General features: G+C 39.6%; 6 protein-coding genes. 2 read left to right on the top strand and 4 right to left on the bottom strand.

The features are described 5' to 3' along the window. The first annotated feature begins 3 nt into the window (after positions 1 to 3). Positions 4 to 1,173: a ribose-phosphate pyrophosphokinase gene (locus tag bsdcttw_RS23745; protein WP_185257229.1), complete on the top strand. Its 1,170-nt coding sequence runs from the start codon at positions 4 to 6 to the stop codon at positions 1,171 to 1,173. A gap of 1,068 nt (positions 1,174 to 2,241) precedes the next feature. Here bsdcttw_RS23745 and bsdcttw_RS23755 read toward each other — a convergent pair. From bsdcttw_RS23755 to bsdcttw_RS23770, 4 genes are all read right to left on the bottom strand, one after another. Next, positions 2,242 to 3,063, bottom strand: a complete 822-nt coding sequence (locus bsdcttw_RS23755; protein ID WP_185257231.1) for a MerR family transcriptional regulator — start codon at positions 3,061 to 3,063, stop codon at positions 2,242 to 2,244. Positions 3,064 to 3,222: 159 nt separating this feature from the next. Next, complete coding sequence (locus tag bsdcttw_RS23760; protein ID WP_185257232.1) at positions 3,223 to 5,619, bottom strand: transglycosylase domain-containing protein; 2,397 nt, start codon at positions 5,617 to 5,619, stop codon at positions 3,223 to 3,225. Positions 5,620 to 5,702: 83 nt separating this feature from the next. Continuing rightward, positions 5,703 to 7,823, bottom strand: a complete 2,121-nt coding sequence (locus tag bsdcttw_RS23765; protein ID WP_185257233.1) for an ATP-binding protein — start codon at positions 7,821 to 7,823, stop codon at positions 5,703 to 5,705. 12 nt (positions 7,824 to 7,835) lie between these two features. Continuing rightward, positions 7,836 to 8,930 carry a metallophosphoesterase family protein gene (locus bsdcttw_RS23770; RefSeq protein ID WP_207726462.1) on the bottom strand — a complete coding sequence of 365 codons (1,095 nt, stop codon included), beginning with the start codon at positions 8,928 to 8,930 and terminating at the stop codon, positions 7,836 to 7,838. Between the two features lie 1,025 nt (positions 8,931 to 9,955). Between bsdcttw_RS23770 and bsdcttw_RS23775 the strand changes: the two genes are divergently transcribed. Beyond that, positions 9,956 to 14,851 (top strand): sugar-binding protein, encoded by a 4,896-nt coding sequence (locus tag bsdcttw_RS23775; RefSeq protein ID WP_185257235.1) that lies wholly within the window; start codon positions 9,956 to 9,958, stop codon positions 14,849 to 14,851. Positions 14,852 to 14,878: the final 27 nt, after the last annotated feature.

Raw genomic sequence — 14,878 nt, forward strand, 5'->3', positions numbered from 1 at the left:
GAAATGCCGCAGCAAGAAAAAATATTAGAAACGATTCCCGTCGGTAACTTGGGGATTATTGCACTGGAAAGCAGTAAATCTCTGGGTGATAAGGTGAATGACTACATTGTAGACTGGCGTAATGCAAGAGAAAGTGAGCACACTTCAAACATTGCTTTTGCCGGATATCAGCGTGATTCCTACCTGATTGATGCTTTCTGCCCCAGATTTGGTACCGGTGAAGCAAAAGGTGTCATCAAAGAATCTGTACGTGGTTCTGATCTTTACCTGCTTCTGGACGTTTGTAACTACAGTTTAACTTACACGGTATGCGGACATACCAACCATATGTCACCCGATGACCACTACCAGGATTTAAAGAGAATTATTGCGGCAGTAGGCGGAAAAGCAAGAAGAATTACCGTTATTATGCCTTTTCTTTATGAAAGCAGACAGCATAGAAGAAGTTCCAGAGAGTCCCTTGACTGTGCTCTTGCCTTACAGGAACTGACCAATATGGGAGTAGAGAGTATTATTACTTTCGATGCTCATGACCCTCGTGTACAAAATGCTATTCCTTTAAAGAGTTTCGAGACCGTTCAGCCCACTTACCAGTTTATCAAGGCACTTGTTAACCATGTTCCGGATTTAAAGATTAATTCCGATAATATGATGGTTATCAGCCCCGATGAAGGCGGCATGAACCGTGCCATCTATTTTGCTAACGTACTGGGTGTAGACCTTGGTATGTTCTATAAACGCCGTGATTACACAACTATCGTAAACGGACGTAATCCAATTGTAGCCCATGAATTTTTAGGTTCTGATATTGAAGGCAAGGATATGCTCATCATCGACGATATGATTTCCTCCGGTGAGAGTATGATTGATGTTGCCAAAGAATTAAAGAGAAGAAAAGCCGGCAGAATCTTTGTTGCTTCCACCTTCGGTTTATTTACCAACGGCCTTTCCAAATTCGACGAAGCTTACGAACAGGGCTTAATCTACCGTGTATTAACTACGAATCTGGTTTACCAGACAGAAGAGCTCTTATCTAAGCCTTACTATATTAATGTAGATATGAGCAAATACATTGCTCTTTTAATCGATACCTTAAACCATGATTCTTCTATCAGCAAGCTGTTAAATCCTACTGAAAGAATCCAGAACATTCTGGCTAAGGTAAAAAAATAGATTCTTAAAAGAAATATCGAAAGATTTTTATTGCTTTGGATAGATATAATTAAATTATAATAACAAAAGGGGATGAGGTTATATATTTCATCCCCTTTATGATTAATAAGCTTATTCCCACTATTAAATCCTATAATATCAATGAGACGGTTAGAATTTTGAACCGCCGGATGAATGGCTTGGAGTATAGTAAGATGAAGGAATTACTGCATCAGCAGGCCAAAAAGCACATTTATTTGTCTCTCTTGTGTGTGGTATTTCCAAATTGCTGAAATAGCAAGAAAAAAAGGATAGGTATTACGACCAAACCCGCATTTGCTCCTGTATAAAAGATATATATGGCAGCACATAATAGAAGCACTTTAAATATCAATGTAACTATATTATAATTTTTCATTTTTTTTCCTCACATATCGTAGAAATTAAGATAATTGTACTTTAATTCTTTTCTATAATTTAACATTTGTATTTGTCATAAACAATATTGATGTGCTATTTGGATAAATAAAGGTGCTGTTTTGTTAATTTCAGCATGCTGATTTGTTAATCTCATCGTTCTCTCTTTCAAAAATAATCTACATAAAGTATTCTCCAATAACATCTATCAACTCCATGCATAGTCATCCATAAAGAATTATGTCAAAATAAAATTAATCTTGTAATTAACTATAATGTTTTGATATTTGTATTCCGATATAGTAACTGTACATAAGAAAACAGAAATACCAAAGATAAAGTAACAAAGTACAAGTGATTAGAAACATAATCTACAAATGATAACATTTGAAGTACATATGATAAATGATTAAAAGTACAAATGATAAAAGCTTAAATCACCTAAGACAAATGAGTATCAACACGAATAATAAAAAGCTTTCATTACCTATGATAAAACTTTGAATTACTAGCGATAAAGAATTGAATTACACATGATAAAGCTTTGAAAAAACATGCGATACAGAATTGAAATACGCATGATTAAATTTTGAATTACATCGGATAAAGAACTTAATTTACAAATGATAAAGGGTATGCATCCTATAGGTGCATACCCTTTCTTTTCAGCTTTTAAAAAGCATCCTTTTTAACTACCGGGATTTGTATCTCAGTAATATACTCCTCTTCACTGTCAGAATCCCATTCTCCCTTCAGATAAAGTTCCCTCTGAGGTCCGGCAATCTTTAAATCCTTTTCTTCTATCCAGGCAGAAAGAGCATTGTAAGCCTGCCCTAGTTTTCCGTAGGAGCCTTTATGCACCACACAGGCGGCTTCAACCGATTCAAGATACCTTACAGTAATCCTCTCATTTCCCTTTAAGTCTCCTGAGATACTCTCCAAGACTTCTGCATCCACTAAACTTTCAGGACCTTTGTTGTCATAATAAATAGCGATACAGGGCGGTACTATCTTTCCATGATTCTCTTTAATATAACTGACAAGTTCTTCCCATAAAGGTCCTTGCTCTGTGTAACCGGGAATAAAATCCCTTAACCCTGCTACCTTTATGCTGTCTGTTTTCTTTAAAAGTATATTGTATTCCATTGCATTGCCCTCCTGATTCAGGTCACGCATAAAGTCCTTTAGGTTAATTAACCTACCTTCTTCCCTGGCTATGGTATCTCGTATCTGTGCCTGTCTTAAGCTTAGAAGTCGCATTAAACCATCTTTGTCCCCATCGCCCTCCATAATTAGGGTGATTTCGTCTAAAGAAAATCCCATCTCCTTTAATCTAAAAATCCGGCTAAGATACGGCATCTGCTCTGCAGAATAGTAACGGTATCCTGTTGCCTCCTCTATTCGCACAGGTTTTAGCAGGTTGATGGCATCATAATGCCTTAAGGTACTTATGGTTATCCTGTTTAATTTTGCAAATTCACCGATTTTGAACATATTTGGATCCCATCTGCGTGCTTTAGCACGCGTACAAAATCAGGTGGAGTGAAAGATTTATTTTTCACTCTTACCTCATTTAAAGCTTTTATCGGGGCCTCGATAAAGAGAGTGTAAACCCTATTGTAACAGGAGAGTCAATAGCAATTTTATATTTATTTACGGCGAGGTTATATCCCAGCCGTTATCTGTTTCCGGATTGTCGCCGTTATTTCCAGTATCACTGCCATCGTCTGGAATTTCCGTTGGTTCTTCCGTTGGTGTCTCTGTAATCTCGGTATCTCCGCCATCATCAGGCTCCGTGGGCTCCTCTGTGATAGTATTCGTAGGAGTTTCCGTCGGGGTTGCTGTCGGGGTCGGAGTATCCGTCGGGGTTGGAGTTGGTGTCGGAGTAATTCCCTGGTCTTCTGCTTTTTCCTCCTCTGATCTGGTATCGGTATAGGAAGGGAAGGGAACATTATCAAGACCTTTATTAATCTGGTTCATGTAAGTCTTCCAGATGGTTCCGGGATAGGTAGCACCAGCTAAATTACTGCTGGTCTTCGGTATATCATAACCTACCCACACACCGGTTGTATAATATGGGGTATAGCCTACGAACCAACCATCTTTCTTATCGTTGGTGGTTCCTGTTTTACCTGCGGATATCATATTATCAAGGGCAAGACCCCTTCCGGTACCATTCTTTATAACGCCGGTAAGGACATCCGTCATCATCCGGGCAGCATTTTGACTATATATTTGCTTCTTAATCATCTTGTTATCAACAATGACATTTCCTTCTGAATCCTTAATGGTAATGATACAGGTAGGCTTTCTGAAAACTCCGTCATTCTCAAGAGCCGCATAGGCCGAAGTCATCTCTAATGTACTTGCACCATTTGTAAGTCCACCTAGGGAAGCTGCGGGATAATAATCATTCTTATCAATCTTACTGAAGTTCATATTTAACAGATAAGATAAGCCAACCTTTGGAGTAAGCTCCTGGAACAACTGCCAGGCAACCGTATTCTTGGATTTTTCTACAGCTTGCCTTAAAGGTATCTTGCCAAGATAAACACCGTCTGAATTGGAAGGCCCGCCGTCAAATTTATGATCGTTTACCTGGGAATCGGGATAATAGCCTTTCTCAAAGGAAGGTGTATACACAATCAAAGGCTTTATGGAACTTCCTGGCTGACGGAAACTCTGGTATGCACGATTTAAAGTGATACCCTGTGATTCCTGATATCTGCCGCCTACAATTGCAATTACTCTTCCGGTTTTGTTATCAATCGATACGGCAGCCCCCTGGAATTTATAAACTCCCTCATCATTCTTTTCTGTAAAATCAGCAAGGGTATTATCCACCGCCTTTTGCAGTTCCTCCTGCTTCGCCATATCAATGGAGGTATAAATTCGATAGCCTCCATAGTAAAGAGACTTCTGGCATTTAGCATAAATCTCACTATATTCTTTGTTATAATCATCCTTTGCTTTGTCCGATGAGAATTGTGTCTTAAAGACAAATCCCTGCTGCTCCATCAGGGCTCTGGTAGCGCAGTAGAAAATATAGGTCTCAACATAATTATTACGGTCCAATTTCTTGGATTTTAACTTAATTTTTTCAGCTACCGCCTGGTCATATTCTGCTTCGCTGATATTTCCGTCCTTATACATCTGGTACAGTATACGGTCCCTGCGCTTTAGGGTATTCTCCGGATGATCAAGGGGGTCATATATAGTCGGGTTATTCGGAACCGCACATAAAAATGCTATCTGTGAAAGACTCAGCTTGTTCACGGTTGTATTAAAGTAGCCTTTGCTGGCAGCTTGGATTCCATAATAGCCGTTGGCAAAGTAAATGTTATTTAAATAGAACTCCATGATCTGTTTCTTGTTATACTTTTTCTCCAAATCCACTGCAATGAAGATTTCCTTCAGCTTTCTTTCATAGCTTACTTCGTTGGATAAGAAGATACCTCTTGCTAACTGCTGGGTTATGGTACTGGCTCCCTGGGTTATATGTCCCTTATGCTTAATCAGTGCTATGGCAGCACGGATATTTGCCGATAAGTCCACTCCGCCATGCTGTAAGAATTTCTTATCTTCAATAGAGATCATTGCCTGCACAACAGATTCAGGGATATCCTCATAGTCCAGATAATAAACATCCTTCTCTCCCTTTAAGACGGACAGAAGCTTTTTGTTGTTATCGTATACCAAACTGGTTTCCATTTGCCGAAAGGTTTCGGGGGTGGATTCATCCACCAGTTTATTTGCCTCTTTCTGATATTCCACAAAGGCATCTCCATACTTGTAATCAAAGAAGAGACACCCCGCCAGAAAGAGCAGAGAAAACACCAGGAATACTGCTAAAAATGTCAGTCTGATTTTTTGCCTTAATCGTTTATTTTTCTTCTTCTTGGGTTTCTTGCTTGTTGTCATTTTTTCACTATCCTTTTTGCCATTATTGTTTGCAACACTATTGTTACTTTTAGAAACATTGTGACTTGCAGCAGAACGGCTATTTGTTACAGAACTGCCATTTCGTGAATTGTTTTTATTATTTTCCATATATACCTCGTCATACCGCATAATAAACGGTTCTAGTATAAGACTTAACTGTGTAAGGCCTTACCGATTTTGATTTATTAGGGTCATATTTCTCCCAGGTTAATATAGTTATAAGATACTCCAAGTTCGTCAAGTATTGCTTTCTCTCTTTCGTGGCAGGTGAAGAGAAGTATCTGCCTGTTACAGGCAGCAAGATAGGCCAGTGCTGCTTTTGTTCTCTTATCATCATAATAAGCAAAGCAATCATCCAGAAGCAGCGGAAGTTCTTTGTCATATAGAACATCAGAAACACCAAGCCTTAAAGCAAATAAAAACTGTTCTACCGTTCCGATACTTAGTTTATCAAACAGCCGGTATTCCTCTCCTATCTCAGCTTTTATATCCAAATTCTCATCTATCCTGATATCACTGTATCTGCCTGCCGTAAACTCTGCCACAAGAGAAGAAATTTTGCGGTTTAGGATGGTTCCAAAGGAATCATGTATCTTCTGGGACAGTGACCTGATAGTTTCCATGGCGGCTCCCACTGCTTCCAGCTCAATACGAAGCTCCTCTTCCCTTTCCAGAAGCTTCTTTTCTTTTTCTTGATAGAACAAGAGATTTTCTTCGTTATCTGCTAAGGAATTAAGCTCCCATTTAATTTGCTCTGCAAGTAGACTAAGCCGGTCTCTTTCTTTGTATAGCTCCGCTTTCGCCCTTTTCTGCTCTTCCTTTTTCCCTGTCAGATACGTCCGTACTTTCAGAAGGTCCTTTTCTCCCGGTTCGTAGTCCACTGGAATCAATTTCTCAGCCTCTTCCGGTATCAGCCTCAGATACATCAGGAGGTCCTTCTTTTCTTCTATTAAGTTCTCTTCTAATAATCTCTCCTGCCCTATGTAACCCTTGATCTGCTCTTCTTTAAAATTATTCTGAAGTTCGGCTTTTATAGAAGCTTCCTGTAGTGCTATAAGCTCATCTTCACTATTAATGCGGTATTTTTTTAGAATGTCTTCTCTGTGCTTTTGACCCTGTTGATACCTGGCTTCTAGATTGTTCAACCTCTCGCCAAACCCATCCTCAGGTTTTTTTCTATTTGTATATATCCCGACAGCAGCTGTCCCGAGCAGTAAGGGAATGGCTGCCAGCCAAAGCAAACTATGGCTTACCAAACCTGCAAAAAAAATCACTATACTAACCAGCAGCAAGAGGGATATTAAGGTCAGTGCTTTCTTTTTCCTGCCCTTTTCTATTGCAGAGGCTCGTGCTGCTATACTTTCTCTCTCAGTTTCGATTGCTTCCTTTTCCTTTCGGGAGTTTCTGAAGTCTTCCATGTCCAGCTTTAACTCACTGCTCTTTGGGTAACTGTTCTTAGATATTTCTTCCCTTAAGGTGTTCTCTTTCTCTGCAAGTTCTTTTATCTGTTTCTTCCTTGCCTCGTACTGACGAAGCTTATCCTCCATAACAGGATACCTGCCCAAGGCTTCTTCATATGGAAAGCTGTCTTCCATACCTGTGCTGTCCCCCGCCTGCTGTTCCAGTTTCTCTTCTACAAGGCGAAGTTCGCCAGATACCTTATTCAGCTGGTTCACAAGGTTATCTCCGCGCTGACTCGCAAGCTTTCCTTTTTCTATCAGCTCTTTTATTTCTTTTAACTCCTGAAGTGGTCTTTTTCCCTCTAACTCCTTCTTCTTTCCCTGAAGGAACGCCAGTGCCTTATTAACATCTACCTCATTATTCTTAGCCAAAGACAGATTTGTTATATAATTTCTGACCTCACCTGCCAGCTCTGCTCCGGTTTTTATGCTCTGCTGAGAGATGCTCACAGTATTAACATAGCCGGATTCCGTAAGGCCCCCAAGCATATCTCTTATACTTCCATTGTCACTTCCAAGCTCTCTTCCCGTCTCAAGGTCAAGAAGGCTTATACTTTTCTGGTTCTTCTCCAGATTGCGGATAATTCGGTAGTCCTTTCCCTCTATGGTATAATCCAGACTTCCCCGGTAAGTAAGAGGACTGTCCCAGGGCTGGTATCTGGTGTAGGTATCGTCCTTTGATACTCTTCCTCTGGCCTTTTCAATTCCAAAGAGCATTCCCCTGATAAAAGCATGAACCGTGGATTTGCCTGTCTCATTTTCTCCATAAATCAGGTTTATACCTGTCTTAAGGGAAATATTCTTCTGATGAAATTTTCCGAAATCCATTATCTTAAGCTCTTTAATCTGCAACTGTATCTCTCCTTACTTGTAATTCTTGGCTTCCAAAAGGGCTTCCATACCATAATACAACGCTTTTTCGCCTAATTCCTTCGTAAAATCCCCTTCTTCAATTGCTTTTATATAAAAACCTATGATATTATCTTCGTTTTCTTCCTTTAATGCAGCAAAATCATAATCCGGAAGCGTTCCATCCACCACTTCCAGGATGTTTCCATGGTTCAAGAAGCTATCCATATCAAATATCATATCCCTTGCCCGCTTTCCTGTAAGAGAAAATTGATATATATGATTCTTTCCCTGCGCAGAAATGGCTTCACGAATGTTATCACGTATCTCCTGATTTGTCATGCCCGGATGTATCATCAGCGCCAGCTTCTTGTACTGGCATCTGGCACTGGAAATAAAGGAGGAGGATATACTACTGCTCTTTTCATCTTCTTTTACAATATCTCCCCTTATATATCCCCTCTCTCCGGTCTCATTCTTATCCATAGGTTCCAGGGAGCCGGGGTATGCAATTCTTTCCGACAGATATTCCGGCTTATGGATATGTCCCAGGGCAATATAATCAAAGCCAGAGCGGATCAAGGCATTTCTATCGATTGGTATATTATCCGGGGTTCCCCCGTGAGCAAGAAGTATATTGATTCTTTCCCTGCAACCAGGAGTTATCCTGTCATACAGCGGTTCTCTTATCTCTCTTGCATGATAGCTGAAACCGTAAACCTCGGTATTGATATTCTCAAGATATATGCTGTCCATATCACGGTCTGACAGCATATGTACATTATCAGGCCAGGCAAAACTCAAATAGGGAGAGCGCTCGTTGATATAATCATGATTTCCGGCGATTAGTACCACCTGTGTCCTGGAAAGCTTCCCCAAGGCATAGGCCACTTCCTTTAGCTCTCTTATAAGCGGCTGCTTATGAAACAAATCCCCCGCAATTAAGAGCAGGTCTGCTTCCTCTTTTTCACACTCTTCTGTTATATGGAAAAAGCTTTCCCAGATATCCTTTCCTCGCTCTTCTGACCAGGAATATCCTCTGTCGGGTTTGGCACCAAGGTGCACATCTGCTATATGAATAAATTTCATATTAGTTACCATGCCTTTCATGAACCCTGCCGCTTCTGGCGGCAGGCAGCAAATATAGTTGTTATCCACTGCAATTATTTTATTATAACACAGGCTCTTAGTGAAAACTATGAAATAAATGGGAGGAATATTTAAGATTCTATTGCAGTATCTTTAAATTTTTCTATTTTGCAGAGAATTATACTACAAAAAAGCAGAAAAGTCGAGGACAATCGAACATATGATCTGTTGTAGCTACACCTTTGTCACTAGGGCATGTTTGAAAATTTATATATTGATAGAAAATGTTTAGTTTAACGATTTACAAAAAACGTGTTTTTATTAGGCGTCATGGCTAAAATAGCTTTCTGTTCAACTTTAAAAATTTAGATATACAGCCCCCACCGTATTGTCAAAAAATAGATATACCAATAGAATATTGTCTCAAAACAGCTATCTATACTCATTGTTTTTGACTGATTACAGAAATTATATAGAAAATCAGTTACAGTATATCTGTATATATTGTTAAATCATATATATACAAATGGAGCTTAAATATTTAGGACAAAAAATTTTTACAATATTAGTTAAACGATAAAATTTAAAAATCATGGAATATAAATAAACATACTTGATTAAAATATGTATATATCGTACATGATTTTATATTGTTTTTTATATTATATAAAAATTATGCACATATAAAATGAGTATAAGCATTGACACATGGTAATAAAATGATTACCGCTTTAAATATATTGTTTAACGATTTACCTCAATATTTAATATTTTAGTTATTCATATTATTTGTCCTGTAACAGTCTCTAATTTATAGTTCTATCAGGTATGAACAGATATTTCCATCAAGGCAGAATTTACATAGTATAGTACATAGATAATCATGATATTGAAAATTAACTCCCAACAGGAAGTTCCGGCAGACCACGAATTGTTTACTCTGGTATTTAAGTCAGGAAAACCGAACTGAAGGAGGGAGGTGATTTTATAAATGGAATCGGAAGCATTAAAAGCAAGGATTCCTAAAAAATATTATGGAGGTAGCAATGAAAAAAGGAGAAAGGTGGTTCGCGCTTCTATTGGTATTCGTAATACTTTTAACCTCTGTGGGTCAAGTTCCCGCCAAAGCACAGGCGGCCAAGCTTAAGACAGTAACTGTTAGCACACAGAAGCAATTAGAAGCGGCAATGAAGAATGAGAAGGTAGGTAAAGTTATTATTTCCACTAAGAGCAAAGTGACTTTGACAATTCCAAAAAGTACGGGAAGCAGTAAGAAGAGCTTAGTTGTTAAAGCAGCGAACGCAACACTTGTGAATAATGGAGGCTTTCAGACAATTACTATTGAGGCTTCCAAAAAATTCACTGAAAATGCAAAAGGTAATACTATAGTAATTAAAGAGAAGGGTGCCAAAGTAAATATCGTTGCGAACGGAAAGGTTGCGATTAACGTTCTGGCTAAGGCTGATATATCATTAAGCGGTAAGGCAAAGACCACCGTTGTTATTGTTGATAAGAAAGCCGAAGGAACCGTGCTAAAAGCAAGCACTGCTATTAAGCTGGATACAAAAGCAACCATAGACGTTACACTGAAGGCAGGCGCAGAAGGCTCGACCCTAAAATCCTCTGATAAAAATGCAGAGGTATCAGTAAAGAATGAGACAAATAAAGAAATAAAGCTGGTAACAATGGAAGGTACCATAAGTATTGGCAAAGGCGAGGAGACAAAGAAGCCGGGAACTACTGTTAAACCTACGACAACACCAACGCCTACAACAGCACCTTCCGGCGGTAATTCCGGAAATAATTCAGGCACTCCCAGTGATCCGAGCACCGGGCGTGTTCCTGTGAATTCGGAAGGCTTTGACGCAAAGGGCCGTATGGTTGCTTATTTCGGATCTCCAAGTATCGACGGAACAGTAGATAAGGTATGGGAGGATGCAGTACCGGTAACATTAAAGGACACTGCAGGAAAGACAGATACTGCAGCAGAGTTCAGGGTAATGTGGGATGATTCGGCTCTCTATATTCTTGCAAAGGTAAAGGACAGTGCTTTGGATTCCGCGGCGGGTAATGTTTATGAAAAGGACTCCATAGAAATTTTCCTGGATGAAAAAAACAACAAGACAAAGGACTACGGTCAGGATGATTTACACTTCAGGGTAAATTATAAGAATGAACAGTCTGCAGATAACGGAGATCTGAGCAGACTCTACACAGAGGCAAAGACAGTAAGCGATGGATATGTTATTGAGGCCAGAATTGCTCTGGCAGACAAACTTGCCAAGAATGATACGGTATATGGTTTTGAACTGTCCCTCAATGATGCAAAAGGCGGCAAAAGAATTACTGCACTTAATGTATTTGACAAGACAGGCATGGCATATGCAAACACAGGTCTCTTTGGCAATCTGCTGCTGGCAGGGAAGAAATCAGGCGCCGTATCCGGTTTAAATCCTTATGACTTATTGAACTTGGTTGCAAGCAGCAAAAAGATCATGCTGGAGCGCTATATCAACGGAGATGCAGTTAAGGATCTTATCGCCCAATCAGAAGCGGCTATAAAGAGTTCAGATATTACTCAAAAGAAGATTGATGATTTGTACGCAGCACTTAATAAGGCCGTAGAAAACCTGATCAGCGATGGCAAGGGTTACGATGAGAAGGAATGCCGACAGGTTCCTTTAAAGTATAAGACTGTTGATGATCATAAGGGAACAATTGAGAGAGTAACCTATAATATGGTCTCTTATGATGGTAAAAATGAGGCCCGTACGAAGAATTTCCTTGTATACCTGCCAAATGGCTATAATGCAGCAGATAAATCAAAGAAATATAATGTATTATACCTTATTCACGGTATGGGCGAGGATCAGAATACGGTATTCGGCGGACCCGGCCAGAATACGGAAATGATGAAGATCCTCGATAATATGATCTATGATAAAAAGCTCGAACCGATGATTATTGTAACTCCTACCTGGTCTTATAACGGAAATTCAGGAGACTTTAGTGTAATAGGCTCTTTATCGGAAATCTTCCACAACGAGCTTGTGAAGGATATCATTCCTAAGGTTGAGGGTATGTATAATACTTATGCTACATCAACCTCCGAGAAGGATTTGATAGCTGCCAGAGAGCACAGAGCGGTAGCCGGCTTCTCTATGGGTTCAGCTACAACCTGGAACATCTTAGCAAACCGTATTGATTACTTCAAGTATTATATGCCTATCAGTGCCGGTTATTCAAAAAACACAGGCACAGAAAACTTTACGGGCACAATAGAGGAAAGACGGGCACAGTATCTTGAGAGCGTAGTAAAAGATGCCGGCTATGGACCGAATGATGTCAGCATCTTCAGTGCTACAGGTACAGCAGATTCAGCAAGGGCCGGTTTGCTTGCGCAAATTGAGGCCATGAAGAAGGTCGGAGACACCTTTATTTATTCGGCCGATTTAAACAAGGGTAATTTCTACTTCCTATACGGTGAAGGTGGTACCCATTCCTGGAACAGCGTAAACAAATACTTATATAATATGCTGCCGGACTTGTTCAACAACAAGAAAATTGCAATAACTGATCCTGCTCCCATTGCAGTTGATGAAAATGGCTTTGATGAATCCGGACGTATCGTTGCTAATTTTGGAACTCCCAGTATTGACGGAACCATCGATCAGGTATGGAGTAAGGCAGCACAGTTCTCAGCAAAACCCTCTGCTACCTCTCCCGCATCAGCTAAGTTTAGAATGCTTTGGGATGAAAAAGCACTTTACGTACTGGCTGAGGTAAAAGACAGCAATCTTGACCTTTCTTCCGGAAATGTGTATGACAGAGATTCTATGGAATTATTCTTTGATGAGAATCATGACAGAACTGTTAATTATAACAAAGATGATTTACATTTCAGAGTAAGCTATGACAATAAGCAATCTGCTGATAATGGGGATTTGGGAAGATTTTATACTAAGACCTCCGTGGTAGAGGGCGGATATATTGTTGAGGCCAGATTAGCACTTACAGGCAAGCCGGCAAACAACACCATATATGGCATTGATCTATCGGTAAATGACGGAGTAGCCGGCAGAAAGATCGGTCAGCTAGGTGTGTTTGACCAGAATAACGAAGCATATAAGGATACCAGTAAATTTGGTGCGATCATCTTATCAGGAAGAGCAAGAGGTGCAGTTTCCGGATTGAATCCTTATGATTTGATGAATGTGGTTGAAGAAGGTAAAGAGATTAAGCTGGAACGCTATACAAATGGTGCAGCTGTAGTGAATTTAATTGCCCAGGCAGAGGATGTTCTTAAGAATAATGAGGTTACTCAGAAAGTAATTAATGATCTGTACGCTAAATTAAGAGCAGCCATTGATGGACTGATTCCTGACGGTAATTCTTATACAGATAAAGAATGCAGAAGGATTCTACAGAGTTACAAGCTTGTTGATGATCATCAGGGCACAATCGAAAGAATAGATTATGATACCGTCACATTTGACGGCAAAAATGTAACCAAGGATTTCCTTGTATATCTGCCAAACGGCTATAATAAGGAGGATAAGACAAAGAAATATAATGTCTTATACCTGATTCATGGCATGGGCGAGAACCAGAATACAGTATTCGGAGGTCCTGGTGAGAATACCGAGATGATGAAGATCCTGGATAACATGATTTATAACAAACAGATTGAACCATTGATTGTTGTAACTCCTACCTGGTCATATAACGGAAATTCGGGAGACTTTAGTGTAATCTTCCAGCAGACAGAGTATTTCCACAATGAGCTTGTTAACAATATCATTCCTAAGGTTGAAGGTATGTATAATACTTATGCAGCATCAACTTCTCCGGAAGCTTTGAAAGCTGTCAGAGAACACAGGGCATTAGCCGGGTTCTCTATGGGTTCCTCCACGACCTGGAATACCTTTGCGAGCCAAATTGATTATTTTAAATATTATATGCCGATGAGCTTATCCTTTATAAAAGGTGTTAATGTTGATGTATATGAAGGGTCCGCAGATGAAAGGAAAGCAGAATATCTGGCAAATGTTATGAGAAAAGCCGGCTATGGACCCAATGACGTAAGCATATTCTGTGCTACCGGTACCGAGGATATGGCTTATGGCGGTATGGTAAGTCAGATAGAAGCTATGAAGAAGGTGGATGACAAATTCATCTATACGGCTGATCTAAATAAGGGTAACTTCTATTTCATGACATTAACAGGTGGAACACATACCTGGAACTGCGTAAACAGATACCTTTATAATATGCTTCCTGATTTATTTAATACCAAGAAGATTGATACAGCAATCATTCCTGTAAGGACTTATGTTGACTTTGACAAGAATGACGGTACAGGAGTTATAGGTACAAGAAAAGCAAATGCAGATGGATATGTTAAGCTTCCGACCAATGAGATTAAACTACCCGGGGCAGAGCTTGCAGGGTGGAGCACAACTGCAGATTCAATAACTCCTGTAGTTCCTGAATCAGACGGAACCTATAAAGCAGCAAATAATACTACCTTATATGCAGTTTGGAAATGGAGTAAGCCGTCCGTAGTAAGTGTGGTATCCGGAGGAGCGATCGCCGTAGACACAACAGCACCTCAGAATATTAAGCTTGGAGTAGTAGTTTCCGGCTCTGCAATAACAGTAGAACCTTCAAGCGGTGTTATCGTAGCAAATGCAGGTGCGGACTTTACATTGGATTTCACGAAGAGCGTCAGCAACGTTACAGCCAATTATGTCATCCAGTATGCAGCAGTTGATGTGACTGTAAGCGATTTGAGCAGTGTTATCTGGAAAGATGTATTATCTACAGAAACAATAACGGTTGATTCTGCTTCAACGGACAGAAATATATATGTTCGCATAAGCAGTGGTGCAGGCAGTAAAATTCTTATTAGTGATCCAGTACTGCTGAAGATAAAAAATTAAAGCAAATTAATATCAGAATAGTTAATT

Source organism: Anaerocolumna chitinilytica, from assembly GCF_014218355.1.
In the GTDB taxonomy this organism is placed as follows: Bacteria; Bacillota; Clostridia; order Lachnospirales; family Lachnospiraceae; genus Anaerocolumna; species Anaerocolumna chitinilytica.